21 protein-coding genes are annotated in these 24,521 nt (G+C 64.4%); 12 read left to right on the top strand and 9 right to left on the bottom strand.

The window, feature by feature from the left end:
- Positions 1-24: 24 nt before the first annotated feature.
- The gene (locus PCLY_RS23240; RefSeq protein WP_061242768.1) at positions 25-2,160 is read right to left on the bottom strand and encodes a TonB-dependent siderophore receptor; all 2,136 of its coding nucleotides are present in this window, start codon (positions 2,158-2,160) and stop codon (positions 25-27) included.
- A 247-nt stretch (positions 2,161-2,407) separates the two neighbouring features.
- Here PCLY_RS23240 and PCLY_RS23235 point away from each other — a divergent pair, with 247 nt between their 5' ends.
- The 4 genes from PCLY_RS23235 to trhP all read left to right on the top strand — a co-directional run bounded on the left by PCLY_RS23235 (position 2,408) and on the right by trhP (position 6,501).
- On the top strand, positions 2,408-2,668 hold the full coding sequence (locus PCLY_RS23235; protein ID WP_061242767.1) for a DUF4212 domain-containing protein: 261 nt from the start codon (positions 2,408-2,410) through the stop codon (positions 2,666-2,668).
- Positions 2,669-2,673: 5 nt separating this feature from the next.
- Positions 2,674-4,443: a sodium:solute symporter family protein gene (locus PCLY_RS23230; RefSeq protein WP_061242765.1), complete on the top strand. Its 1,770-nt coding sequence runs from the start codon at positions 2,674-2,676 to the stop codon at positions 4,441-4,443.
- 91 nt (positions 4,444-4,534) lie between these two features.
- Positions 4,535-5,041 carry a hypothetical protein gene (locus tag PCLY_RS23225; protein ID WP_061242762.1) on the top strand — a complete coding sequence of 169 codons (507 nt, stop codon included), beginning with the start codon at positions 4,535-4,537 and terminating at the stop codon, positions 5,039-5,041.
- Positions 5,042-5,193: 152 nt separating this feature from the next.
- On the top strand, positions 5,194-6,501 hold the full coding sequence (gene trhP / locus PCLY_RS23220; RefSeq protein WP_061242760.1) for a prephenate-dependent tRNA uridine(34) hydroxylase TrhP: 1,308 nt from the start codon (positions 5,194-5,196) through the stop codon (positions 6,499-6,501).
- Positions 6,502-6,549: 48 nt separating this feature from the next.
- On the opposite strand, the gene PCLY_RS23215 is transcribed toward trhP, so the two are convergent.
- Together PCLY_RS23215 and PCLY_RS23210 are read right to left on the bottom strand one after the other, a co-directional pair.
- Positions 6,550-7,251 (bottom strand): 3'-5' exonuclease, encoded by a 702-nt coding sequence (locus tag PCLY_RS23215; RefSeq protein WP_061242758.1) that lies wholly within the window; start codon positions 7,249-7,251, stop codon positions 6,550-6,552.
- Entirely contained in the window at positions 7,248-9,179 is a 1,932-nt protein-coding gene (locus tag PCLY_RS23210; RefSeq protein ID WP_061242756.1) for a putative nucleotidyltransferase substrate binding domain-containing protein, read from the bottom strand. The genes PCLY_RS23215 and PCLY_RS23210 overlap by 4 nt, the downstream gene beginning before the upstream one ends.
- A gap of 165 nt (positions 9,180-9,344) precedes the next feature.
- On the opposite strand from PCLY_RS23210, the gene PCLY_RS23205 reads away from it, so the two are divergent.
- On the top strand, positions 9,345-11,408 hold the full coding sequence (locus PCLY_RS23205) for an LTA synthase family protein (RefSeq protein ID WP_061242754.1): 2,064 nt from the start codon (positions 9,345-9,347) through the stop codon (positions 11,406-11,408).
- A 56-nt stretch (positions 11,409-11,464) separates the two neighbouring features.
- Here the strand turns inward: PCLY_RS23205 and PCLY_RS23200 are convergent, their stop codons facing one another.
- Positions 11,465-13,642 carry a malate synthase G gene (locus PCLY_RS23200; RefSeq protein ID WP_061242751.1) on the bottom strand — a complete coding sequence of 726 codons (2,178 nt, stop codon included), beginning with the start codon at positions 13,640-13,642 and terminating at the stop codon, positions 11,465-11,467.
- A 302-nt stretch (positions 13,643-13,944) separates the two neighbouring features.
- On the opposite strand from PCLY_RS23200, the gene PCLY_RS23195 reads away from it, so the two are divergent.
- On the top strand, positions 13,945-14,394 hold the full coding sequence (locus PCLY_RS23195; RefSeq protein WP_061242749.1) for a GNAT family N-acetyltransferase: 450 nt from the start codon (positions 13,945-13,947) through the stop codon (positions 14,392-14,394).
- 34 nt (positions 14,395-14,428) lie between these two features.
- Positions 14,429-14,947: a glycine cleavage system transcriptional repressor gene (locus PCLY_RS23190; RefSeq protein WP_061242747.1), complete on the top strand. Its 519-nt coding sequence runs from the start codon at positions 14,429-14,431 to the stop codon at positions 14,945-14,947.
- A gap of 251 nt (positions 14,948-15,198) precedes the next feature.
- Here the strand turns inward: PCLY_RS23190 and rarD are convergent, their stop codons facing one another.
- The 5 genes from rarD to PCLY_RS23165 form a co-directional block, all read right to left on the bottom strand.
- On the bottom strand, positions 15,199-16,092 hold the full coding sequence (gene rarD / locus PCLY_RS23185; protein WP_061242745.1) for an EamA family transporter RarD: 894 nt from the start codon (positions 16,090-16,092) through the stop codon (positions 15,199-15,201).
- Positions 16,093-16,618: 526 nt separating this feature from the next.
- On the bottom strand, positions 16,619-17,593 hold the full coding sequence (locus tag PCLY_RS23180; protein WP_061242743.1) for a serine/threonine protein kinase: 975 nt from the start codon (positions 17,591-17,593) through the stop codon (positions 16,619-16,621).
- Between the two features lie 85 nt (positions 17,594-17,678).
- Positions 17,679-18,443 (bottom strand): TOBE domain-containing protein, encoded by a 765-nt coding sequence (locus PCLY_RS23175; protein WP_061242741.1) that lies wholly within the window; start codon positions 18,441-18,443, stop codon positions 17,679-17,681.
- Positions 18,444-18,504: 61 nt separating this feature from the next.
- Positions 18,505-19,245, bottom strand: a complete 741-nt coding sequence (locus PCLY_RS23170; protein ID WP_061242739.1) for a ComF family protein — start codon at positions 19,243-19,245, stop codon at positions 18,505-18,507.
- Positions 19,246-19,315: 70 nt separating this feature from the next.
- Entirely contained in the window at positions 19,316-19,609 is a 294-nt protein-coding gene (locus tag PCLY_RS23165; RefSeq protein ID WP_061242737.1) for a hypothetical protein, read from the bottom strand.
- 196 nt (positions 19,610-19,805) lie between these two features.
- Between PCLY_RS23165 and bioB the strand changes: the two genes are divergently transcribed.
- From bioB to bioD, 5 genes are all read left to right on the top strand, one after another.
- Complete coding sequence (gene bioB / locus PCLY_RS23160; RefSeq protein ID WP_061242735.1) at positions 19,806-20,864, top strand: biotin synthase BioB; 1,059 nt, start codon at positions 19,806-19,808, stop codon at positions 20,862-20,864.
- 105 nt (positions 20,865-20,969) lie between these two features.
- A complete protein-coding gene (gene bioF, locus PCLY_RS23155) occupies positions 20,970-22,139 on the top strand; it encodes an 8-amino-7-oxononanoate synthase (RefSeq protein ID WP_061242733.1) in 1,170 nt (389 codons plus the stop codon).
- Entirely contained in the window at positions 22,132-22,860 is a 729-nt protein-coding gene (locus PCLY_RS23150) for an alpha/beta fold hydrolase (protein WP_061242730.1), read from the top strand. The genes bioF and PCLY_RS23150 overlap by 8 nt, the downstream gene beginning before the upstream one ends.
- Entirely contained in the window at positions 22,853-23,725 is an 873-nt protein-coding gene (gene bioC / locus PCLY_RS23145) for a malonyl-ACP O-methyltransferase BioC (protein WP_231740209.1), read from the top strand. The genes PCLY_RS23150 and bioC overlap by 8 nt, the downstream gene beginning before the upstream one ends.
- Positions 23,726-23,739: 14 nt before the next feature.
- The gene (gene bioD / locus PCLY_RS23140; RefSeq protein ID WP_061242729.1) at positions 23,740-24,426 is read left to right on the top strand and encodes a dethiobiotin synthase; all 687 of its coding nucleotides are present in this window, start codon (positions 23,740-23,742) and stop codon (positions 24,424-24,426) included.
- The last annotated feature ends 95 nt before the right edge of the window (positions 24,427-24,521 follow it).

The raw sequence follows: 24,521 nt of genomic DNA, 5'->3' as shown, positions 1-24,521 counted from the left end.
ACCGCGTTCACCTGGTGCTCGTGCTTACAGGCTGACCGAAATCCCCGCCTGCAGCGTGCGCGGCTCGCCCGGGTAGGACCAGACGTTCCAGGCGCGTTCTTCGTAGTGCTTGTCGAACACGTTGTTCAGGTTGAGATTGAGGCGCACGTTCTCGGTCAGTGGGTAGTAGGCCAGCAGGTCGACCAGGCCATAGCCGTCCATGTCGAAGGTGTCGTTGCTGGTCTGCCCCTGGCGCTGGCTGACGTACTTCAGGCCGATGCCCAGGCCCAGACCGGCCAGTGCGCCGCTGTCGAACTCGTAGGTGTCGAGCAGGTTGAAGCTGTGGCGCGGTACGTTGGCCAGGCGCGAGCCCACCGGCATGGTGGCGCTGGTGCTTTCGGTCACTTCGGCGTCGACATAGGCATAGCCGCCGATCACCCGCCACTGTGGGGTGATGTTGCCGGCCACATTGATATCGAAGCCACGGCTGCGCACTTCGCCAGCGGCGACGCTGCGGGTGGTGTCCAGCGGGTCGCTGGTCAGCACGTTCTCCTTGACGATATGGAACAGCGCCGCGGTCAGGCTCAGGTCGCGGTCGGCCATGTCGTACTTGATACCGAGTTCATGGGCGACGCCTTTTTCCGGGTCGAAGGCGCTGCCGAAACGGTCGGCGCCACGGTTGGGCTTGAACGAGCGCGAGGTGTTGGCGAACACCGCCAGCTCGTCGGTCAGGTCATAGATCAGGCCGAAGCGCGGGGTGACGGCGTTGTGCGCCTGCTCCCAGTTGCCGCCGGCGTTGAGCTTGTCCACGTAGCTCTGCTCGAAACGCTCGATGCGCGCGCCGAGCTGGGCCTTGAGGCGTTCGGTCAGGGCGATCTGATCCTGCAGGTAGAAGGCGTAGGACTTCAGCGTCTCGGCGTCGTGCGTGGTGGTGCGGGTCAGCGCCGGCAGTGGCTGGCCATGCACCGGGTTGTACAGGTCGATAGGGTAAGCGCCGCCGCCTGCCGAGCGGATGATCAGCGAGTTGTAGTTGAACTTGTCGTATTCCACGCCCACCAGCAGGGTGTGGGCGAAGCCGCCGAGGTCGAAGTTGCCTTCGGCATTGATCTGGGCGTTGACGTCGTTCCAGTTCAGCCAGCGTTCGTTGTAGTTGCGCCCGACGACGCTGCTGCCAGCGGCCAGGCCGCCGCGGTAGCTGTTGCTGTTGTTTTCCACGGCGCCGCCGTAGATCTCGCCATCGAGATACTGCACGCCGCCACGCAGGGTCCAGCTGTCATTGAGCAGGTGCTCGATGCGCAGTTGGGTGGTGGCGTTCTCGTTGGTCAGCTTGCCGGCCGACTCCTCGCCGAGGAAGCGATCACGCGGCAGCTTGTGCTGCTGGTTGGCATAGCGGGTCACGCCGCGGTCGAGCGGGTGGCGGTTGTGCAGGTAGTCGCCCTCGAGGGTGATGGCCGTGTCTTCATTGAGCTGCCAGCGCAGCACCGGGGCGACGTTGTAGCGCTCGCTCTCGACGTCGTCGCGGAAGCTGTCGCCACCTTCGGCCACCAGATTCAGGCGGTAGGTGAAATCGGCCTGCTCATCCAGCGCGCCGGTGGTGTCCAGCGTGCCGCGACGCAGGCCTTCACTGTTGACCTGGCTGCCCAGCACGGTGCGGCGTTCGGCCTGCGGCTGCTTGCTGACGATATTGAAGGTGCCGCCGGGGTCGCTGCGGCCATAGAGCATCGCCGCCGGGCCGCGTAGCACTTCGAGGCGCTCGATGGTGCTGGCGTCGGGCATGTTGGGGTAGCCGCGGTTCACTGCGAAACCGTTGCGGTAGAACTCCTGGCTGTTGAAACCGCGAATCAGAAACTCGGTCAGGCCCTGGCCGCCGAAGTTGTTGCCGCGTTCCACGCCGCCGGCGTAGTCGAGTGCATCTTCCAGGCGTACCGCGCCGATGTCCTGCACCACCTGCTCCGGCACCACACTGATCGACTGCGGGATCTCGTGAATCGGCGTGTCGGTGCGGGTGGCACTGGCGGAGCGGCTTGCCCGGTAGCCATCCACCGGGCCGTCGGCCCGCTCGCTCGGGGCGGTGATCTGCATTTCTTCGAGGGCCAGCGGCGTTTCGTGGGTGCTGCTGGCGAAGGCGCTGTGACTGGCGAGAGCAGGAAGGGTGAGAAGCGGTACGACCAGGCGTCGCATGGCGTGAATCCTTGGGGCGGATGGTAGGTGAGGGCCCGGGATTCTAGTGTTTTAGATAATCATTATCAAATGCATTCTTGTTGCGGAGCTCGCCCTGAACGTCGCCATTTTTCTTCTACGGTTTTCAGCCTTTGCACTCACTGCCCGGCACGTCGCGATGCGGCTACTACCAATGTCTATCTGTCGGCGAGTGCTGGCCTGCTGCTAGCTTGAAGGTGCATCAGAATAACAATAACCGGAGGCGTCTATGACTTCTGAAAAAGCAAATGCCGCGGCCTATTGGAAGGCCAACGTGCGGCTCATCACCTGGAGCCTGATCGTCTGGGCGCTGGTTTCCTACGGGTTCGCCATGATCCTGCGTCCGATGGTCGCTGGAATCGCCGTCGGCGGTTCCGACCTCGGATTCTGGTTCGCGCAGCAAGGCTCAATCCTCTTCTTCATCGGGCTCATTTTTCACTACGCGTGGAGACTGAACAAACTCGATAAAGAATTTGGCGTCGAGGAGTAGTGGTCATGAGCCAATTCGCAATCAACATGTTGTTCGTGGGGGCGTCCTTCGCGCTCTACATCGGCATCGCCATCTGGGCGCGTGCCGGCTCCACCAAGGAGTTCTACGTCGCCGGCGGTGGTGTGCATCCGGTCACCAACGGCATGGCGACGGCCGCTGACTGGATGTCCGCAGCCTCCTTCATTTCCATGGCGGGCCTGATCGCCGCCGGCGGTTATGCCAACTCCACCTTCCTGATGGGCTGGACCGGCGGTTATGTGCTGCTGGCGATGTTGCTGGCGCCGTACCTGCGCAAGTTCGGCAAGTTCACCGTGCCGGATTTCATCGGTGATCGCTTCTACAGTCGTGGCGCACGCCTGACTGCGGTGATCTGCCTGGTGATCATCTCGGTGACCTACGTGATCGGTCAGATGGCCGGTGCCGGTGTTGCCTTCTCGCGCTTCCTCGAAGTGAGCAACTCCACCGGTATCTGGATCGCCGCGGCCGTGGTCTTCGCCTACGCCGTATTCGGCGGCATGAAGGGCATCACCTACACCCAGGTCGCTCAGTACGTGGTACTGATCATCGCCTACACCATCCCGGCCATCTTCATCTCCCTGCAGCTGACCGGTAACCCGATTCCGCCGCTGGGCCTGTTCGGTGACCATGTCGAGTCCGGCTTGCCGCTGCTGCAGAAACTCGATGCCGTGGTGCGTGATCTGGGCTTCGCGGCCTACACCGCGGATGTCGACAACAAGCTGAACATGGTGCTGTTCACCATGTCGCTGATGATCGGTACTGCCGGTCTGCCGCACGTGATCATTCGCTTCTTCACCGTACCGCGCGTGGCCGATGCCCGCTGGTCCGCTGGCTGGACGCTGATCTTCATCGCCCTGCTGTACCTCACCGCTCCAGCCGTGGCCTCGATGGCGCGCCTGAACCTGATGACCACCATCTACCCGGAAGGTACTTCGGCACCGGCGCTGTCCTATGAAGAGCGTCCGGAGTGGGTCAAGACCTGGGAAACCACCGGTCTGATCAAGTGGGAAGACAAGAACGGCGACGGCCGCATCCAGATGTACAACGATGCCGCACCGGCCTTCACCGCGACCGCTCAGGAGCGTGGCTGGAACGGTAACGAGCTGACCGTCAACAACGACATCCTGGTTCTCGCCAACCCGGAAATCGCCAACCTGCCTGGCTGGGTCGTGGGTCTGATCGCGGCCGGTGCCATCGCGGCAGCGCTGTCGACGGCGGCGGGATTGTTGCTGGCGATCTCTTCGGCCATCAGTCATGACCTGATCAAGACCTTGATCAATCCGAAGATCAGCGAGAAGAACGAGATGAGGGCGGCGCGAATATCGATGGCCTGCGCGATTTTACTGGCGACCTATCTGGGCTTGAATCCACCAGGGTTCGCCGCGCAGGTGGTGGCGTTGGCCTTCGGTATCGCGGCAGCGTCGCTGTTCCCGGTGTTGATGATGGGGATCTTCTCCAAGCGGATGAACGACAAGGGTGCGATCTGCGGCATGATCGCCGGTCTGGCCATCACGCTGGTGTACATCTTCACCTACCTGGGTTGGTTCTTCATTCCGGGCACCAACATGCTGGCCAACACCCCGGACCAGTGGTTCATGGGTATTTCCCCGGCTTCCTTCGGTTCCGTCGGTGCGCTGATCAACTTCGCCGTGGCCTACGCCGTGTCGATGGTCACCGCCGAACCGCCGCAGGAAATCCAGGACCTGGTGGAAAGCGTGCGTACCCCCAAAGGTGCTGGTGCCGCTCTGAGCCACTGAGCATAATCCTGGCCTGACACCATCAGCCGATGGTCCAGGGTCTGACAGACGGGCCTCCACTGGAGGCCCGTCTTTTTTCGGGAACCGCCTTATGTTGTGGACTTTGCTTGCCATCGTGGTATCGGGGCTCGGCGCTGCCGGTATCGCTCTGCTGCTGCGCAAACTGATGCGTAACAAGCTGCCGAGGTGGATCGTGCCACTGTTCGGTGGCCTGGGGATGCTGGGTTATCAGGTGTTCTACGAGTACTCCTGGTTCGAGCATCAGCTGGCGCGTCAGCCCCAGGAGTCGGTCGTGGTCGCGACCGAAGCGGGTCATGTGTTCTGGCGCCCGTGGAGCTACTTCGTGCCGATGGTCACCGCCTTCACCGTGCTCGACAGCAAGAGCGTCGTGCGTAAGCAGGTGGCGGATGCACAAGTGGCTGAATTCATGCTCTATCGTTTCGAGAAGCAGCACGTCGACCACGTTTCGCATCAGGCGCATCTGCTCAACTGCACCACCGCCGAGTTGCTGCCGCTGGACGACAAGCAGCAGCCGCAGGTGGCTCAGCTCAAACGCATCGACAAGGATGACGCGCTGTACCGTCAGGTCTGTCGCTGACCGGCAGCCCTCACGCTGAGTGCTGGAACAATGGTGCGCCTGGCGCACCATTGCCCGTCCAGGGCGTTTTTGGCGCCTCATAGACGCAGATCAATACCCACCCCCGCCACCTGCATAGAATCGCCAGCCCCTGATTTTTCGAGCGTGCGGTCATGCCCCGTTTTCCCGAACTGCTGTCGCCGGCCGGCACCCTGAAGAACATGCGCTACGCCTTCGCCTACGGCGCCGATGCGGTGTATGCCGGGCAGCCGCGTTACAGCCTGCGCGTGCGCAACAACGAGTTCGACCATGCCAACCTGGCCCTCGGTATCGGCGAGGCCCACGCGCAGGGCAAGCAGTTCTACGTGGTGGTCAACATCGCCCCGCACAACGCCAAGCTGAAGACCTTTCTCAAGGACCTGGCGCCGGTGATCGAGATGGCCCCGGACGCGCTGATCATGTCCGACCCGGGGCTGATCATGCTGGTGCGCGAACATTTCCCTGACATGCCGATTCACCTGTCGGTGCAGGCCAATGCGGTGAACTGGGCCAGTGTCGAGTTCTGGCGGCGCCAGGGGCTGACGCGGGTGATCCTGTCGCGCGAGCTGTCGTTGGAGGAGATCGAGGAAGTTCGTGCCCAGGTGCCGGGCATGGAGCTGGAGGTGTTCGTCCACGGCGCGCTGTGCATGGCCTATTCCGGGCGCTGTCTGCTGTCGGGCTACATCAATCGCCGCGACCCGAACCAGGGCACCTGTACCAATGCTTGTCGCTGGCAGTACCAGGCGACACCGGCTGCCGAGAACGAACTGGGCCAGATCGTGCGCCTGGTCGATCCGACTCTCGGTCAGGTCGCGCCGACGACTCAGGCATTCGTCCTCGAAGAGGCAGGGCGTCCGGGTGAGGAAATGGCGGCCTTTGAGGACGAGCACGGTACCTACATCATGAACTCCAAGGACCTGCGTGCGGTGCAGCATGTCGAGCGCCTGGTGCGCATGGGCGTGCACTCGCTGAAGATCGAGGGGCGCACCAAGAGTCATTTCTACGTGGCGCGCACCGCGCAGGTCTATCGCCGCGCCATCGATGACGCGCTGGCCGGCAAACCCTTCGATGCGAGTCTGTTGGGCAGCCTCGAATCACTGGCTCACCGTGGCTACACCGAGGGTTTTCTGCGCCGCCATGTGCATGACGAATACCAGAACTACGAGCGCGGCAGCTCGCTTGCGGAGCGCCAGCAGTTCGTCGGCGAGCTGACCGGCGAGCGCCGTGGCGAGCAGGTCGAGGTGCGGGTGAAGAATCGCTTCGCCGTTGGCGACGGCCTGGAGCTGATGACCCCGCAAGGCAACCTGCGCTTCACCCTGGGGCAACTGCAGAACGCCCGGGGCCAGGCGCAACAGGTGGCGCCGGGTGACGGCCACGTCCTGTACCTGCCGCTGCCGGCGGATGTGTCGCCGGAGTACGGTTTGCTGATGCGTGATCTGTAGGCTTCGGTAGGGCGGATGATGCTTCACCCATCCATCAGGGACGCCTGCTCACATGGCGTGCTGGCGGCGGCGCCGGCTGGCCAGCTGACGCTCCAGCTCGCCGAGGCTGTCGATGCCCTGGCGGCGCGCCTTGCTCATCAGCATCAGCGTCAGTTCGGCGGTGACCAGGGCATCGGCGCTGGCATGATGGCGCTGGTGCACCTGCAGGCCGAACTCGGCGATCCACTCATCCAGCCCGCCCCGCCGCACACGTGCCTGTGGGCAGAGCAGGGGGGCGATTTCGGCGACGTCGAAGAAGTGATGCTGCAGGCGATAACCCAGGCTCTGCTTTAGGGCGCGGGCCAGCATGCGCTGGTCGAAGCCGGCATGGAAGGCCAGCAGCGGGCTGCTGCCGACGAACTCCATGAAATCCAGCAAGGCCTCGGCCGGGTCGACGCCACGCGCCACTGCGCTGGGGGCGATGCCGTGAATCAGGGTGCTGGCGCTGGCCTGGTGATCGGCACGGCACAGGGTGCATTCGAACTGTTCGGCGAAGTCGATGGCGCCGTTGTCGATCACCACCGCGCCGATGGCCAGCACCTGATCGCGGCGCATGTTCAGGCCGGTGGTTTCCAGGTCGAGGACGACGAAGCGCTGTTGATGCAGCGGGCGCTCGTCGAACGCTGCCGGGGCGCTCAGCGCCTGGCGGCGCTGCAACTGCTGCTGGGTCAGGGCCGGGCCGCGGCCGCTGAACCAGGTGAACTTGCTCATAGCTGATACCTCATGGCCAGGCTGCTCTGCAGGCGCTGCGCCTGGCGGAACGACTCGCGCAGGATACGCCGGTCCAGGTGGTTGAGGTGGTCGGGATCGACCCGATTGGAGTAGGGCAGCTCATCGCGTGCCTGCAACTGATGTTGCTGCATGCGCGTCTGCTGAATGAAATGGTAGGCCTCTTCGTAGGCGGCGCCATCCAGCGCATCGATCACGCCTTTGCCGATCAGTGCGCGCAGGCGTTCGAGGGTGCCGACGGCGCGGACGCCATTGGCCAGTGCCAGCAGGCGCGCGCCATCGACGAAAGGCGTCAGGCCTTGCACCTTGAGGTCGAGGGTGTCCTTGTCGGCGCCGGAGCGCGCCACCACGAAATCGCGGAAACGCCCGACCGGTGGTCGCTGACGCAAGGCGTTCTCGGCCAGCATCTTCTGGAACAGGCTGTTGCTGGCAACCCGGCCAAGCAGCTCTTCGCGCAGTTGCTCGCAGCCTTCGTGAGGGCCCCAGATGGTGCGCAGGTCGAAGTAGATCGACGAGCCCAGCAGGTTCTCTGGGGTCGCTTCGAGCACGAAACCGGCGAAGCGCCGCGACCATTCCTGACGCGACAGGCACAGCTCGGGGTTGCCGGCCATGATGTTGCCCTTGCACAGGGTGAAGCCGCACTGCGCCAGGCGCTGGTTGATCTCGCGGGCAATTGGCAGCAGGCGCTCGCGGATGGCGGCGGCTTCGCTAGCGTTCGCGGCCTCGAAGAGAATGCCGTTGTCCTGGTCGGTGTGCAGGGTCTGTTCGCGGCGGCCTTCGCTGCCGAAGCACAGCCAGGTGAAGGGGATGCCCGGATCGCCCAGTTGCTCGAGCGTCAGCTCGATCACCCGGGATACTGTGTGGTCGTTGAGCAGGGTGACGATATGGGTGATCTGCGTCGAGCTGGCACCGTGGGCGAGCATGCGATCGACCAGCAGACGGATGTCGCTGCGCAGCCCGGCCAGGGTCTCGACCTTGCCGGCGTGGCGAATGGTACGCGCCAGGTGCACCAGGTCGACGCGCTGCAGGCTGAACAGGTCGCGCTCGGAAATCACCCCGCAGAGCTTCTCGTTCTGCACCAGGCAGACGTGGGCGATATGCCGCTCGGTCATGGCGATGGCGGCGTCGAAGGCGCTGGCATCCGGTGGCAGATGGAAGGGGTTGCGCGTCATCAGGTTGTCGATCGGCTGGGTCAGGTCGATACCATCGGCCACCACCCGGCGCAGGTCGCGCAAGGTGAAGATACCCAGCGGTTTGTCGGCCGCATCGAGTACCGCGATGCTGCCGACATGCTGTTCGTGCATCAGCCGCACGGCGTCACGCACCGGCGTGTCCGGTGCACAGCCAACAGGTTGGCGCATGGCCAGTTCGCCCAGGCGGGTATCCAGCGAGTATTGCGCGCCGAGGGTTTCCACCGCGCGTAGCTGCACCTGCTGGTTGACTTGATCGAGCAGGCTGCTGACCCCGCGCAGGGCGAAGTCACGCAGTGGGTTGGAGACGGCGAACAGCTTGACGAAGGCGAGCTTGCTCAGCAGCAGGCAGAAGGTGTCTTCGGCGGCCAGGTGTTCGGTGCGCGTGGCGCGCTCGCCGATCAGCGCGGCCAAGGGGAAACACTCGCCGGCGGTGATCTCGAAGGTGGTCTCGGTGCCGCGCCTCGCGCTGTGCGGGCGTTCGCCGTGCACGCGGCCCTGTTTGACGATGTAGAAATGCTCGACCGGGCCATCGCTGGGCTTGATGATCGAGTCGCCCTCGGCATAGAAACGCAGCTGACAGTGCTCGACCAGAAACGCCAGGTGAGCGGTGTCCATCTGGTTGAAAGGCGGGAACTTCTGCAGGAACTCCATGGTGCCGTGGATGTTCTGAAGCACCGCAGTCTTGCCCGCGTCGGCCATCGCGTCGGCCTTGCTCATGGGCTTGCGCCTCGCAGTTTCGGGATATTGTCAGTGTGTCTGTGGCTGGCCGCGTTGCCCATTGCACCTAAGTAGGGTGCATGGAACGGACATTTGACGAAATTTTGACCTGTACCCAGGCAGACTGCTCCGGCCCTCCTATTTCGTAAAGAGCAAGGCATATCCATGCAGTCATCCGTACCAGCCGCCCGCAAGGCGGCGCAGGTCAGTGTTGCTAGTCACCTGGCTTTCATCCTCGGCAGCGCACTGTGCATGCTGCTGCTGTTCGCCCTGGCCCGCCTGGGGCTGCTGGCCTACAACCACGCGCTGATCGCCAACACGCCGACCAGTACCTTCGTCGAGGCCTTCTTCAACGGCGCGCGCTTCGACCTGCGTCTGATCGTCTACCTGTGCATTCCTCTGACGCTGTCACTGCTCAGCGTCACGGCGATGCGCGCGCGGCGCCTGCATGTGGCCTGGCTGACGGTTGCCACCAGTCTCTGCCTGTTCTTCGCCGTGGCCGAGCTGAACTTCTATCGTGAATTCCACCAGCGCCTGAACAGCCTGGTGTTCCAGTACATGCAGGAAGACCTGGGCACGGTGTCGAGCATGATCTGGAATGGTTTTCCGGTGCTGCGCCTGCTTCTGGCCTGGGCATTGGCCACGGCGCTGCTGGCCTGGCTGTTCCGCCGCATCGAGCGCGCCACGCGGGCCAAGGGCAATGCGCAGGCACCGCACTGGCCGGCACGTACCGCGGTGTTCGTGGTGGTGCTGCTGGTCAGCGTGGTGGCGGCGCGTGGCACCTTGCGCTCCGGCCCGCCGCTGCGCTGGGGCGATGCCTATACCACCGAGTCGATGTTCGCCAACCACCTCGGTCTCAATGGCACCCTGACTCTGGTAAGCGCCGCCAGCTACTTCTTCTCCGACCAGGGCGACAACCGCTGGAAGGCAACGCTGCCGGATGCCGAGGCGCTGCAGGCGACGCGCACGCTGCTGCTGACACCGAACGACCGCCTGATCGACGCCGACCAGGCGGCGATCCGCCGTATCACCACGCCACCGGCCGCCGGGCGCCTGCCGCAGGTGCGCAACGTGGTGGTGATCCTCATGGAGAGCATGGCCGGCCGCTACATCGGCGCGATGGGCAATGCCGACGGCATCACCCCCAACTTCGACGCCCTGGCCAAGCAGGGCCTGCTGTTCCAGCACGTCTTCTCCAACGGCACCCATACCCACCAGGGCATGTTCGCCACCATGGCCTGCTTCCCCAACCTGCCAGGGTTCGAGTACCTGATGCGCATGCCCGAGGGCGGCCACCAGTTCTCCGGGCTGCCGCAGCAACTCAGCGCCCGTGGCTACGATGACGTCTACGTCTACAACGGCAGTTTCGCCTGGGACAACCAGTCGGGCTTCTTCGCCAACCAGGGCATGCGCAACTTCGTCGGCCGTGAGGACTTCGTCGACCCGGTGTTCATCGACCCGACCTGGGGCGTGTCCGATCAGGACATGTTCGACCGCGCGGCCACCGAACTGGCCAGCCTGGACAAGCAGGGCAAGCCCTTCTATGCGCTACTGCAGACCCTGTCCAACCACACGCCCTATGCGCTGCCGGAGAACCTGCCGGTGGAGCGCGTCACCGGCCACGGCTCGCTGGACGAGCACCTGACCGCCATGCGCTACGCCGACTGGGCGCTCGGCCAGTTCTTCGCCAAGGCGCGCCAGGAGCCCTACTTCAAGGACACCCTGTTCGTGATTCTGGGTGACCATGGCTTCGGCAACGACGAGCAGATCACCGAGATGGACCTGTCGCGTTTCAGCATTCCGCTGTTGATGATCGGTCCCGGCGTGCAGGAAACCTTCGGCAACAGCCGCGATATCGTCGGCAGTCAGATCGACGTGGTGCCGACCATCATGGGTCGTCTGGGCGAGCCGACCCAGCAGCAATGCTGGGGCCGTGACCTGCTCAGCCTGCCGCAAGACGATGCCGGTGTGGCGGTGATCAAACCGTCGGGCAGCGATCCGACCGTGGCCCTGGTCAGTGGCGAGCACATCCTGGTCAAGCCGCGTGATCGCGACGCGCATCTGTACCGTTACTGGCTGGGGCGCGATGCCGGCGGCGAGGTGATCGATGACGCGCAACTGCGCAGCGGGCTGGAGCACAAGCTCTCGGCATTCGAGCAGACCGCCACCGACAGCCTGATCAACAACACCACGGGCGCGCATGCGCGGCAGGCCGCGGGCAGCCACTGAGGGCAGGCGCCGGGCATAAAAAACCGCCTCGATGAGGCGGTTTTTTCATTGGCGAGTTACAGGCCGTTCTTGGCTTTGAACTCGCGGCGGCGGCGGTGCAGCACCGGCTCGGTGTAGCCGTTGGGCTGCTTGCTGCCTTCGACCACCAGTTCCAGCGCGGCCTGGAAGGCGACGTTGCTGTCGAAGTCCGGGGCCATCGGGCGGTACAGTGCATCGCCGGCGTTCTGACGATCCACCACCGGCGCCATGCGCTTGAGGCTTTCGACCACCTGCGCTTCGCTGACGATGCCGTGGCGCAGCCAGTTGGCCAGCAGCTGGCTGGAGATGCGCAGGGTGGCGCGGTCTTCCATCAGGCCGACATCGTTGATGTCCGGCACCTTGGAGCAGCCGACGCCCTGGTCGATCCAGCGCACCACGTAGCCGAGGATGCCTTGCGAGTTGTTGTCCAGCTCGTTGCGGATTTCCTCTTCGCTCCAGTTGGTGTCCTTGGCCAGCGGAATGGTCAGGATGTCGTCCACCGAAGCCGGGGTGCGCTTGGCCAGTTCGGCCTGACGGGCGAACACGTCGACCTTGTGGTAGTGCAGGGCGTGCAGGGTGGCGGCGGTCGGCGACGGTACCCAGGCGGTGTTGGCGCCGGACAGCGGGTGGGCGATCTTCTGCTCGAGCATGGCGGCCATCAGGTCGGGCATGGCCCACATGCCCTTGCCGATCTGCGCGCGGCCCTGCAGGCCGGTAGCCAGGCCGACGTCGACGTTGTTGTTCTCGTAGGCGCCGATCCAGGCTTCGCTCTTCATGGCGGCCTTGCGCACCACTGCGCCGGCTTCCATGGAGGTGTGGATCTCGTCACCGGTGCGGTCGAGGAAGCCGGTGTTGATGAACACCACGCGCTCGCTGGCGGCCTTGATGCACGCCTTGAGGTTGACGGTGGTGCGGCGCTCTTCGTCCATGATGCCGACTTTCAGGGTGTTGCGGGCCAGGCCCAGCACATCCTCGACGCGGGCGAAGATTTCGCTGGTGAAGGCGACTTCTTCCGGGCCGTGCATCTTCGGCTTGACGATGTAGACGCTGCCAGTGCGGGTGTTCTTGCGGCTGGTGTTGCCGTTAAGGTTGTGCACCGCGATCAGGCTGGTGAACAACGCGTCCTGGATACCCTCGGAAATCTCGTTGCCTTCGGCGTCGAGGATGGCCGGGTTGGTCATCAGGTGGCCGACGTTACGGATGAACAGCAGGCTACGGCCGTGCAGGGTCAGCTCGGAGCCGTCCGGGCGGGTGTAGACGCGATCCGGGTTCATGGTGCGGGTGAAGGTCTGGCCGCCCTTGGACACTTGCTCGGCCAGGTCGCCTTTCATCAGGCCCAGCCAGTTCTTGTAGACCACGACCTTGTCGTCGGCATCGACGGCGGCGACGGAGTCTTCGCAGTCCATGATGGTGGTCAGCGCGGCTTCCATCAGCACGTCCTTCACGCCAGCGGCGTCGGTGCTGCCGATGGGACTGGAGGCGTCGATCTGAATCTCGAAGTGCAGGCCGTTGTGCTTGAGCAGCACGGCGATCGGCGCATTGGCCTCGCCCTGGAAGCCGACCAGTTGCGCGTCGTCAAGCAGGCCGCTGTTGCTGCCACCCTTGAGGGCGATGACCAGGCGGCCGTCGACGATGGCATAGCCGGTAGAGTCGACGTGCGAGCCGGCAGCCAGCGGCGCGGCTTCGTCGAGGAAGGCGCGGGCGAAGGCGATGACCTTGTCGCCACGTACCTTGTTGTAGCCCTTGCCCTTCTCGGCGCCACCCTCTTCGCTGATCACGTCGGTGCCGTACAGCGCGTCGTACAGCGAGCCCCAGCGGGCGTTGGAAGCGTTCAGAGCGAAGCGCGCGTTCATCACCGGCACCACCAGCTGCGGGCCGGCCAGGCGGGCGATCTCTTCGTCCACGTTGGCGGTGGTGGCCTGGAAGTCCTGCGGCTCCGGCAGCAGATAACCGATCTCTTGCAGGAAGGCTTTGTAGGCAGCCGCGTCATGAGCCTGACCCTTGCGCGCCTGGTGCCAGGCATCGATCTGCGCCTGCAGCTCGTCGCGCTTGGCCAGCAGGGCACGGTTCTTCGGTGCCAGGTCCTTGATGACCGCAGCGGCACCGGCCCAGAACTTGTCGGCAGCGAGGCCGGTACCGGGAATGGCTTCGTTGTTCACGAAGTCGTACAGGGCTTTGGCGACCTGCAGGCCGCCGACTTGAACGCGTTCAGTCATCACTTGCCTCACTCTCTCTGAGCTCTACTCAATAGCCGCTTTGGGACGGGTTTTCCGTCTTGTAGTCCAAAGCGCGGCATACTACATCAAGATCCTGGGGAAATGCAGCGGGGTTGCGTCAGTCTGCGACCAAAAGACTATTTGCGGTCACATAAAGCACGCTGTGTGTTCAAAAAAGTTCGCTATTGTTCCATAAAATACGTAAAAACGTACACGATTAATTGATTTGGCTGCTGACAAACGCCGCGATATGGCCTACGCCGCCTCGCCTATACTGCCTTTCAGCCATCCTGGAGCCTGTCATGCCGGTATCCGCTGTTGTTGCTGCCGACCTCGCTGATCTCACTCGTCTGTTCGCCGGCTATCTGCGTTTCTATCAGGTGCCGAGGGACGAGGCGGACATTGCCGCCTTCCTCGAGCAACGCCTGCAGCGCGGGGATTCGCAGCTGTTCATCGCCCGAGACGAGCAGGGCGCCGCCCAGGGGTTCGTGCAGCTCTATCCGTTTCAGTCGTCGTTGGCGCTGGAACCGGCTTGGCTGCTCAGTGATCTGTATGTCGACGAAAACGCGCGCCGCTCAGGCATTGGCGAGGCGCTAATGAATGCCGCTCGCGCGTTTGCCGAGGCGGCCGGCGCCTGCGGTCTGCAGCTGGAAACGGCGAAAACCAACCTGGCCGGCCAGAGCCTTTATGAGCGACTTGGTTACGTGCGTGACGAACAGTTCTTCACCTATTGGTTGTCGCTACGCGGCTGACCTTTTCGAACCCTGTGAACGAGTGAGGTAGTACATGGATCATCTGGTACTGACGGTGATTGCCGAGGACCAAGCCGGCCTGGTCGAGCGTCTGGCCGGCTGTGTCGCGAATCATGGCGGCAACTGGCTGGAGAGTCGCATGGCGCGCATGGCCGGGCAGTTCGCCGGGATCGTGCGAGTGGATGTGCCGGCCGAGGCCCATGGCGGCCTGATCAAGGAACTCGAAGCCCTCAGCGCGCAGGGCATTCGTGTGCAGCTGGCGGCCAGTGGCAGTGAGCCGGGTGGGCGCTTCACCGCGATTCGCCTGGAGCTGGTGGGTAATGATCGGCCGGGCATCGTTCGTGACATCACCCGTGTGCTGGCAGAGCAGGGCGTCAACCTGGAGAGCCTGCTCACCGAGGTGTCACCAGCGCCGATGAGCGGCGAGTTGCTGTTCACCGCCGAAGCGCTGCTGGCCGTGCCGGAGACCTTGGCCCTGGAGCAGCTGCAGGCGCGTCTGGAAACCCTGGCCGATGATCTGATGGTGGAGCTGAATCTGCGCGCCGAGGACTGATATCCACGGCAGGCGTGGATCAGCCTGTGAGTAAGCTGGGGAGCCCCGGCGCACTGCCTAGCGCCCCGGGGCTTTTCCATATCTGAGCAAAAAATCAGCGGGATCAAGGGCTTGTGCACAAATGCCGGGGATGGATCTGTGGATAAGCCGGGGGTGACGGGTGCTGCCTCAGGGCTGACGCGGCCTGGGCATGGTTGAGCATTTTCTGCTCAGCGCCTTCTTTACGCCGGTGCGCATGGCGCACCAGCCGTTTACAGCGTCGAGCGCTTGCGCAGATTCAGCCAGATATCCAGGCTGTATACAAAAAGCCCGGCCCAGATGCAGGCGAAGGCCAGCAGGGTGCTGGGCGAGAAATGTTCATCGAACAACAGGACGGCCTGCAGCAGCACCAGGGTCGGTGCCAGGTACTGCAGAAAACCCAGCGTGGTGTAGGGCAGATGCCGCGCCGCGGCGTTGAAGCACACCAGCGGAACCAGGGTGATCGGCCCGGCTGCCGCCAACCACAGTGCTTCGCTGCTGGTCCAGAAGCTCGCCTGGCTGCTCATCGCCGTCGGGTGCAGGGCCAGCCAGACCAATGCCACCGGCACCAGCAGCCAGGTCTCCACCACCAGCCCGGGCAGCGCAGCCACGGGCGCCTGTTTGCGGATCAGGCCGTAGAAGCCGAAGCTCAGCGCCAGCACCAGCGACACCCAGGGCAGGCTACCGGCCTGCCACAGTTGCTGCAGCACACCCAGCGCAGCCAGGCCAACGGCCAGCCACTGCAAGCGACGCAGGCGCTCACCGAGGATCAGCAGCCCGAGCAGTACGTTGATCAACGGGTTGATGTAGTAGCCCAGGCTGGCTTCGAGCATGCGGTCGTTGTTTACCGCCCAGACGTATACCAGCCAGTTGGTCGCGATCAGCAGGCCGCAGCCGGCCAGGACCGCCAGGCGTTTGGGGTTTTCGCGCAGTTCGCGCCACCAGCCGGGGTGCTTCCAGACGAGCAAAAGCAGGCCGCCGAACAGGGCCGACCAGAGCACGCGATGCACGATGATTTCCATCGCCGGCACGCTCTGCAGGGCTTTGAAGTAGAGCGGGAACAGGCCCCAGATGATGTAGGCGGTAAGGCCCAGAACGTACCCGCGTTGCGGGTTGGCGGTAGCCATCGAGAATCCTTGGTTAGGCAGGTGGCGAACCGTTGAAAAACGTAGGCGAGGCAGCCGGCGCAACACCGATGGCGGCCCTGCAAAAACAGGCGAGAAACGACCGGGGGGCGCGTCCGACTTTAGGCGTTGTAAGTGAGCATTCTGATCGGACTTGCGCATGAGCCTGTTTTTAACGCAGCAATGACAACGCAGGTGGTTTTTCAACAGCTTGCTAACGGTTGTCGCGAAATTCTAGCGCTCTGGTCCCAGGCTTGTCTGTTCGTTCAGTTTTTTTGTATACCGAAGCGCTGGCGAAGTTGTAAGGAAAACTTTACGAGGTATGCGTAACTGTATCGGTCGGCGGGGTTTCTGCAGTCGGTGAGTAGCCTGGATCTAATCCGGGGCCTGGAGCGGAAAGCATCGCGGCTGAAGCCGCTCCTACCGGGCAGGTGAACACCTGCAGGAGCGGCTGGGCGGCACTGCGCGCAGTCGCGTAGCCCTGATGCAATCCGGGAGCTGCGGTGTCGCGTGTCACCCGCACGAATCCTCAGAACAGGCGCAGCGGCTCTTCGTCCAGCGCAGCAAGTTGCTCGCGCAGGGCGAGAATCTGGTCACCCCAGTAGCGCTCGCCGGCAAACCAGGGGAAGGCCAGGGGGAACGCCGGATCGTCCCAGCGCCGTGCAATCCAGGCGCTGTGGTGCATCAGGCGCAGGGCGCGCAGGCCTTCGATCAACGGCAGCTCGCGGGCGGCGAAGTCATGGAACTCCTGATAGCCATCGACCAGCTCGGCCAGCTGGCCGAGGCGTTCATGGCGTTCGCCAGCCAGCATCATCCACAGGTCCTGCACCGCCGGCCCCATCCTGCAGTCATCGAGATCGACCATGTGGAAGGCGTCGTCGCGGTGCAGCAGGTTGCCGGGGTGACAATCACCATGCAGGCGAATCGGCTGGTAGCGCACGCGTGCGAACAACTCGTCGAGGCGTTTGAGCAGATCGCGTGCTACCGACTCGTAGGCTGGCAGCAGGCTGCGCGGCACGAAACCGCCGTCGAGCAGGGAGGCCAGGGCGGCATGCCCGAAGTTGGCCACCGCCAGGGTCTCGCGGTGCAGGAAGGGGCGGCTGGCGCCGATGGCGTGCATGCGCCCGAGCAACTGGCCAAGGCGGTACAGTTGGTCGAGGTTGCCCGGCTCCGGCGCACGGCCGCCCCGGCGCGGGAACAGGGCAAAGCGGAAGTCACCGTGCTCGAACAGCGTCTCGCCATCGCGTACCAGCGGCGCCACCACCGGGACTTCATGCTCGGCCAGTTCGGCGCTGAAGCTGTGTTCCTCGCGGATTGCCGCATCGCTCCAGCGGTCCGGTCGGTAGAACTTGGCGATCAGCGGCGTTTCGCCCTCGATACCCACCTGATAGACGCGGTTCTCGTAGCTGTTGAGGGCCAATACGCGGGCATCGCTAAGATAGCCGAGGCTCTCCACGGCATCGAGCACCAGATCCGGAGTGAGGGTGGAAAAAGGATGGCTCATGAACAGCTCCGCGTGAGGGGGCGCTCAGTCTACCGACTTGTGCGAAGCCTAGGGCGGGCGTAACCCGGGTTGCCGTGCACACACGCTATAGCTGAGTGCCGAGCAATACCTGGCTGGCGGCGAACTGCGCACGCACCGGGTCGCCCGTTTGCAGGTTCAGCTGAGTCAGTCGTGCGGGCTCGATATGCGCGCACAGGGTCTGGCCACCGGGCAGGCCGATGCGCACGTCGCTGGGGCCGTCGCTGGCCGGCAGAATCTGTTCGATGCGGCCTTCGAGACCGTTGTGCTTTTCGGGGAGGACAGCCTGCAGTGGCTGCAGCTCCAGCCAGCCAGCCTTGATCAGGGCGACCACGCTGCTGCCTTCGCTCAGTTGCAGGTTCTCGGTGCTGTCATGGGTGATCTGCGCCTGCAGGTGGCCGCCGCCCGGCAGCTCGATATCGATCAGGTCGTTGTGTCCGTGGGCGTGAATCGCGCGCACGCGGCCGGTCAGCTGGTTGCGCGCACTGGTACGCAGCATCAGGCGGCCAAGCAGTTGCAGGTCGGCATCGTCTCCGGCGGCCTGCAGCAGCTGCACCTGTAGCGCCTGCAGGCGTTGCTGCAAGGCCAGCAGGCGCTCACCGGCCGCGGTCAGACGTGCGCCGCCGCCGCCCTTGCCGCCGACGCTGCGGCTGACCAGGGGCTGCTCCGAGAGATTGTTCAACTCGTCGATAGCGTCCCAGGCGGCCTTGTAGCTCAGCCCGGCGGCCTTGGCGGCGCGGGTGATGGAGCCTTGTTCGGCGATCTGCTCGAGCAGGGCCAGGCGTTTCGGACGGCGGCTGAGCAATTGGGCGAGGGGATCGAGCTGCGACATGATTCAGGCATGGCCAGGAAGGATGCTGGGCAAGGTGCGCGACTGCGCCTGGCGCGTCAAGTCAGCCATCGCCCGGCCGTGGCGTGCGGGCCAGGCAATAGACGTCGACGCGCAGCGCGCCGGCACGACGCAGCAGGTGGGCGAGTACGCCTGCCGTGGCGCCGGTGGTGAGCACATCGTCGACCAACGCCAGGTGGGCGCCGCTGACCCTGGCTTGCAGTTCAAGGCTGAAGGCCTGGCGCAGATTGCGTTTGCGCGTTGCCGCATCCAGGCCCTGCTGCGCTGGCGTATCGACGCGGCGCAGCAGCCAGTCAGGTTGCACTGGCAGATCGAGGCTGGCGCCGAGCCAGCCGGCGAGCATCTGCGCCTGATTGAAACCGCGCCGCCGCTGGCGCTTGCGAGCCAGCGGCACCGGCAGCAGCGCCTGGGGACGGGGCAGTCCTTCATCGAACGCGTGGCGCAGGTGTTCGGCCAGTAGCTCGGCGAGCAGACGCCCCTGTGGCCATTGCGCCTGGTGCTTGAAGCGGGTGATCAGGTTGTCCACGGGGAAGGCATAGCGCCAGGGCGCTTCCACGCGGCTGAAGCTTGGCAGCTTGTGCTGGCAGGCGCCGCAGATCATGCCCGCTGCCGGCAATGGCACGGCGCAGACCTGGCAATGTGCACCGAGCCACGGCAGTTCGGTCTCGCAGGCGGTGCAGATCGCGTGTGTGGGGTGGTCCGTCGGATCGTCGCACAGCTGGCAACGGCGGTGCGTTCGCAGCCACGGCAGGCGTTGCAGAAAGGAGAGGTCGAACGGCGGCATGCTGGCTCGTCCATGAGCGATGGTGCCTGAAGCTTAGCAGGCAGAATCTGCCGCGGGCCTCTAGTCGGTTTCAGCGGATCAGCCAGCCCATGACGATCAGACCGAAGAATAGCCAGATCACCCCGCCGATGATCGAGCCGCGCAGCAGCGATCGAGCACCACTGAACAGAAACAGCAGGCCGATGATCAGCAGGATGATGCTGAAGATCGAAACGTCCATGCCGATGGCCCTGGCCAGGCCATGGAAAAAGTCATCAATGGCGTCCGCCATGGCGCCCAGCACACCGGAAAGCAAATCGACGATGAAGCGGATGGCACGACCCAGCGCTTCGCCGAGTCCTTCGAAAAAACCTTCTACCTGCATGCAGAACATCCTGTTGGAGGGGTAAGCATTTGGCCTTATGCCATGACATAAGTTCTATTGGGTGATTTATGATCAGATGTAAACCTGTGTCTTTGTTGTGGTTGACAGTATCCAATCGCCACTTATGATGGCCAAAGCCTGAATGCCCCCAGTGGGCCTGACAACAGATGCCGCCAAGCGTCGAAGGACTTCTCAGATGAGCGCAACCGCTGAAATCACCACCCGCCACGACTGGAGCCTCGCCGAGGTTCGCGCGCTGTTCGAGCAGCCTTTCAACGACCTGCTGTTCCAGGCGCAGAGCGTCCATCGCCAGCATTTCGATCCGAACCGCGTGCAGGTCTCGACCCTGCTGTCGATCAAGACCGGCGCCTGCCCCGAAGACTGCAAGTACTGCCCGCAGTCTGGCCACTACAACACCGGCCTGGACAAGGAAAAGCTGATGGAGGTGCAGAAGGTGCTGGAGGCGGCCGCCGAGGCCAAGGCCATCGGCTCCACGCGCTTCTGCATGGGCGCGGCCTGGAAGCACCCGTCCGCCAAGGACATGCCCTACGTGCTGGAAATGGTCAAAGGCGTGAAGAAGCTCGGCCTGGAAACCTGCATGACCCTCGGTCGCCTCGATCAGGAGCAGACCCAGGCGCTGGCCGACGCAGGGCTGGACTACTACAACCACAACCTCGATACCTCGCCGGAGTTCTACGGCAACATCATCACCACCCGTACCTACGGCGAGCGTCTGCAGACCCTGGCCTACGTGCGTGAGGCGGGGATGAAGATCTGCTCCGGCGGCATCCTCGGCATGGGCGAGTCGGTGGACGACCGCGCCGGCCTGCTGATTCAGCTGGCCAATCTGCCGGAGCATCCGGAGAGCGTACCGATCAACATGCTGGTCAAGGTCAAGGGCACGCCGCTGGCCGAGGAGAAGGACGTCGATCCGTTCGATTTCATCCGCACCCTGGCCGTGGCGCGGATCATGATGCCGAAATCCCACGTGCGCCTGTCCGCTGGCCGCGAGGCGATGAACGAGCAGATGCAGGCCCTGGCGTTCATGGCTGGCGCCAACTCGATCTTCTACGGCGAGAAGCTGCTGACCACCGCCAACCCGCAGGCGGACAAGGACATGGCCCTGTTCAAACGCCTCGGTATCAAGCCGCAAGAGCGCGAAGAGCATGCAGACGAGGTGCACCAGGCCGCCATCGAGCAGGCGCTGGTCGAGCAGCGTGATTCCAAGCTGTTCTACAACGCCGCTTCGGCCTGATCTTTCCCTGGTGGATGGCTGAAGCGTTATCCACCCTACGCCGCCGAGGCCGTGCGTAGGGTGGCTAACCCGCTTGCGGTTATCCAACGTTCTCCGGTGCCTTCCATGTCCTTCGATCTCGCTACGCGCTTGGCCGAGCGCCAGGCGGCCAGTCTCTACCGTCGGCGCCCGCTGTTGCAGACCCCGCAGGGGCCGCAGGTGCGGGTCGATGAGCATGAGTTGCTGGCGTTTTGTTCCAACGATTATCTCGGCCTGGCCAATCACCCCGAGGTGATTCGCGCCATGCAGCAGGGCGCTGAGAAGTGGGGCGTCGGCGGCGGCGCCTCGCATCTGGTGATCGGTCACAGCACGCCGCACCATGAGCTTGAAGAAGCACTGGCCGAGTTCACCGGCCGGCCGCGGGCGCTGCTGTTCTCCACCGGCTACATGGCCAACCTGGCTGCCGTCACCGCACTGGTGGGGCACGGCGACTACGTGCTGGAAGATCGCCTCAACCACGCCTCGCTGCTCGACGCCGGCCTGCTGTCTGGCGCGCGCTTCTCACGCTACCTGCACAACGATGCGGTGAGCCTGGCCAATCGCCTGCGCAAGGCTGCGGGCAACTGCCTGGTGGTCACCGACGGCGTGTTCAGCATGGACGGTGACCTGGCCGACCTGCCGGCCCTGTGCGCCGAGGCGCGTGCTGCGCAGGCCTGGGTGATGGTCGATGATGCCCACGGCTTCGGCGCGCTGGGGGCGACGGGGGGCGGTATCGTCGAGCACTTCGGCCTGGGGCAGGATGATGTGCAGGTGCTGGTCGGCACGCTGGGCAAGGGCTTTGGCACTGCCGGCGCTTTCGTCGCCGGCAGCGAGGAGCTGATCGAAACGCTGATCCAGTTCGCCCGGCCCTACATCTATACCACCAGTCAGCCGCCCGCCGTGGCCTGCGCCACATTGAAGAGCCTGGAATTGCTGCGCAGCGAAAGCTGGCGGCGCGAACACTTGCAGTGGCTGATCGGCCGCTTTCGTCAGGGTGCTGCCGAAATCGGCCTGAGCCTGATGGACAGTCCCACGCCGATTCAGCCGATCCTGGTCGGCGACAGTGCCCGTGCGCTCAAATTGTCGGCACTGCTCAAGGATCGCGGTCTGCTGGTCGGTGCCATCCGCCCGCCGACCGTGCCGGCGGGCAGTGCCCGCTTGCGGGTGACGTTGTCTGCCGCGCACAGCGAGGCGCAGCTCGAACTGTTGCTCGAGGCGCTGGCCGAGTGCTGGCCGCAGGTGCAGAACGATGCGTGAGACGCTGATTCTGCTGCCAGGCTGGGGCCTGGACGGCGCCGTGCTGCAGCCCCTGGCCGCGGCTCTGAACCCTGACATGCAGGTCCATGTGCAGGTGCCGGCACTGCCGCGACTGGGCAGTGCGGCTGCAGCCGATTGGCTCGACGAGCTGGATACGCGCTTGCCGCATGATTGCTGGCTGGCTGGCTGGTCACTTGGCGGCATGCTCGCCGCTGCCCTGGCTGCACGTCGTGGCGAGCGCTGCCGGGGCCTGATTACCCTGGCCAGCAATGCCTGTTTCGTTGCCAGCGAGACCTGGCCGACGGCGATGCCGACGCAGACCTACGCAGCCTTCTATGAGGGCTGCCAGGACAACGCCAGCGCTACGCTCAAACGTTTCGCCATGCTCTGTGCCCAGGGCGGTGCCGATGCACGTGGCCTGTCAAGGCAACTACAAGGCCATCTGGCGGCCGCTGAAGAGCCTGCTCTGCTGGCCGGGCTGCGTCTGCTGGCGAGCCTCGACAATCGCGCTGCGCTGACCACGTTCGCCGGGCCGCAGCTGCACCTGCTGGCCGAGCACGACGGCCTGGTGCCGGCTGCGGCTGGCGACGCGCTGCTGGCGCTGCTGCCAACGGGTGAGGTGGATGTGCTGGAAGCCTGTGGCCACGCCTTCGTGCGTGAGCAGGCGGATGTCGTGGCGACCCTGATGCTCGATTTCATCCGCGAGGTCTGTGATGTCTGAGCTGCGTAGCCGGTGCAGCGCCCATGAGCGTGCCGAACCCGATGCGCGTGGCCCTGGCGGTCCGGCAACTCCCTACGCCTTGCCGGACAAGCGCCAGGTCGCTGCGTCGTTCTCCCGCGCGGCCGCGAGTTACGATGCGGTGGCCGAGCTGCAGCGCAGCGTCGGCACGCAGTTGCTGGCGCGCCTGCCGGCTTCGCTGCAGCCCTGTCGCTGGCTGGATCTGGGCAGCGGCACGGGGCATTTCACCCGTGCCCTGGCCGAACGTTATGCACTGGGTGAAGGGCTGGCGGTGGACATCGCCGAAGGCATGCTGCGTCACGCCAGTCCGCTGGGTGGCGCTGCCTATTTCATTGCCGGCGATGCCGAAGCCCTGCCGTTGCAGGACGCCAGCGTCGACCTGCTGTTCTCCAGTCTGGCGCTGCAATGGTGTGCAGATTTCCCGCGCGTGCTGAGCGAAGCGCGGCGGGTGTTGCGCCCCGGTGGCGTGTTGGCGTTCTCCAGCCTGTGCGTCGGTACGTTGCAGGAGTTGCGTGACAGCTGGCAGGCGGTCGACGGCCTAGTCCACGTCAATCGTTTTCGTCGTTTCGAGGACTACCAGCAGATCTGCACGGCCAGTGGTCTGCAGGCGCTGGCTGTGCAGCGCCAGGCCGAAACGCTGCACTTCCCTGACCTGCGCAGCCTGACCACTTCGCTCAAGGACCTCGGCGCGCACAATCTCAACCCCGGCCGTCCGGGCGGCCTGACCGGGCGCGCGCGCATTCGCGCGCTGATCGAGGCCTACGAGCAGTTTCGCCAGCCGCAGGGGCTGCCGGCCACCTATCAGGTGGTATATGGCGTGCTGCAGAAGCCGTTGTGCGCTTATTGACTGGAGTACCTGCAATGACCCAAGCCTACTTCGTCACCGGCACTGACACCGAAATCGGCAAGACCACCATCGCCGCCGGCCTGCTCCATGCGGCGCGCCAGCAGGGCCTGAGCACCGCAGCGGCCAAGCCGGTTGCCTCGGGTTGCAGGCGAACCGCCGACGGGCTGCGCAACGACGACGCGCTGGCCCTGTTCGCCCAGTGTTCATTGCCGCTGCGCTATGAGGAGGTCAACCCGCTGGCCTTCGAGCCGGCCATTGCCCCGCACCTGGCGGCCCGCGAAGTGGGTATCGCACTGGATGTCAGCAGCCTGCTGCAGCCGGTACGGGCGATCCTGGACAAGGGCGCGGACTTCTCCCTGGTGGAGGGTGCGGGCGGCTGGCGTGTGCCGCTGGCCGGTGAGGCGAACCTGTCGGACCTGGCCATCGCACTGGGCATACCGGTGATTCTGGTGGTGGGTGTGCGCCTGGGGTGCATCAACCATGCGCTGCTGAGTGCAGAGGCGATCGAGCGTGACGGCCTGAGGTTGGCCGGCTGGGTGGCCAATATCGTCGAGCCGAAGACCTCACGCCTGGAAGACAATCTGGCGACTCTCAGCGAGCGCCTGCCGGCTCCCTGTCTGGGGCGTGTGCCGCATCTGGCCGAGGCGACGCCAGCGGCGGTGGCGGAGCACCTCAATCTCGAGTTATTGGCCGGCTGGTAATAACCAGCAAACTGACCATAGCCTTTTGTCTGTACGTTTTTTAGCCGGTTTCTGCTTCAATACAGGTATCAAGGTTCTACTTCCCCCTGGGGGCT

The sequence above is a fragment of the Ectopseudomonas composti genome (assembly GCF_001567565.1).
Lineage (GTDB): Bacteria > Pseudomonadota > Gammaproteobacteria > Pseudomonadales > Pseudomonadaceae > Aquipseudomonas > Aquipseudomonas composti_A.
This window is presented reverse-complemented; position numbering and strand designations above follow the sequence as displayed.

Excerpts from the sequence above, each read along its gene's own strand:
- PCLY_RS23240 (WP_061242768.1), bottom strand. The coding sequence starts at position 2,160 with ATGCGACGCCTGGTCGTACCGCTTCTCACCCTTCCTGCTCTCGCCAGT.
- PCLY_RS23235 (WP_061242767.1), top strand. The coding sequence starts at position 2,408 with ATGACTTCTGAAAAAGCAAATGCCGCGGCCTATTGGAAGGCCAACGTG.
- PCLY_RS23230 (WP_061242765.1), top strand. The coding sequence starts at position 2,674 with ATGAGCCAATTCGCAATCAACATGTTGTTCGTGGGGGCGTCCTTCGCG.
- PCLY_RS23225 (WP_061242762.1), top strand. The coding sequence starts at position 4,535 with ATGTTGTGGACTTTGCTTGCCATCGTGGTATCGGGGCTCGGCGCTGCC.
- trhP (WP_061242760.1), top strand. The coding sequence starts at position 5,194 with ATGCCCCGTTTTCCCGAACTGCTGTCGCCGGCCGGCACCCTGAAGAAC.
- PCLY_RS23215 (WP_061242758.1), bottom strand. The coding sequence starts at position 7,251 with ATGAGCAAGTTCACCTGGTTCAGCGGCCGCGGCCCGGCCCTGACCCAG.
- PCLY_RS23210 (WP_061242756.1), bottom strand. The coding sequence starts at position 9,179 with ATGAGCAAGGCCGACGCGATGGCCGACGCGGGCAAGACTGCGGTGCTT.
- PCLY_RS23205 (WP_061242754.1), top strand. The coding sequence starts at position 9,345 with ATGCAGTCATCCGTACCAGCCGCCCGCAAGGCGGCGCAGGTCAGTGTT.
- PCLY_RS23200 (WP_061242751.1), bottom strand. The coding sequence starts at position 13,642 with ATGACTGAACGCGTTCAAGTCGGCGGCCTGCAGGTCGCCAAAGCCCTG.
- PCLY_RS23195 (WP_061242749.1), top strand. The coding sequence starts at position 13,945 with ATGCCGGTATCCGCTGTTGTTGCTGCCGACCTCGCTGATCTCACTCGT.
- PCLY_RS23190 (WP_061242747.1), top strand. The coding sequence starts at position 14,429 with ATGGATCATCTGGTACTGACGGTGATTGCCGAGGACCAAGCCGGCCTG.
- rarD (WP_061242745.1), bottom strand. The coding sequence starts at position 16,092 with ATGGCTACCGCCAACCCGCAACGCGGGTACGTTCTGGGCCTTACCGCC.
- PCLY_RS23180 (WP_061242743.1), bottom strand. The coding sequence starts at position 17,593 with ATGAGCCATCCTTTTTCCACCCTCACTCCGGATCTGGTGCTCGATGCC.
- PCLY_RS23175 (WP_061242741.1), bottom strand. The coding sequence starts at position 18,443 with ATGTCGCAGCTCGATCCCCTCGCCCAATTGCTCAGCCGCCGTCCGAAA.
- PCLY_RS23170 (WP_061242739.1), bottom strand. The coding sequence starts at position 19,245 with ATGCCGCCGTTCGACCTCTCCTTTCTGCAACGCCTGCCGTGGCTGCGA.
- PCLY_RS23165 (WP_061242737.1), bottom strand. The coding sequence starts at position 19,609 with ATGCAGGTAGAAGGTTTTTTCGAAGGACTCGGCGAAGCGCTGGGTCGT.
- bioB (WP_061242735.1), top strand. The coding sequence starts at position 19,806 with ATGAGCGCAACCGCTGAAATCACCACCCGCCACGACTGGAGCCTCGCC.
- bioF (WP_061242733.1), top strand. The coding sequence starts at position 20,970 with ATGTCCTTCGATCTCGCTACGCGCTTGGCCGAGCGCCAGGCGGCCAGT.
- PCLY_RS23150 (WP_061242730.1), top strand. The coding sequence starts at position 22,132 with ATGCGTGAGACGCTGATTCTGCTGCCAGGCTGGGGCCTGGACGGCGCC.
- bioC (WP_231740209.1), top strand. The coding sequence starts at position 22,853 with ATGTCTGAGCTGCGTAGCCGGTGCAGCGCCCATGAGCGTGCCGAACCC.
- bioD (WP_061242729.1), top strand. The coding sequence starts at position 23,740 with ATGACCCAAGCCTACTTCGTCACCGGCACTGACACCGAAATCGGCAAG.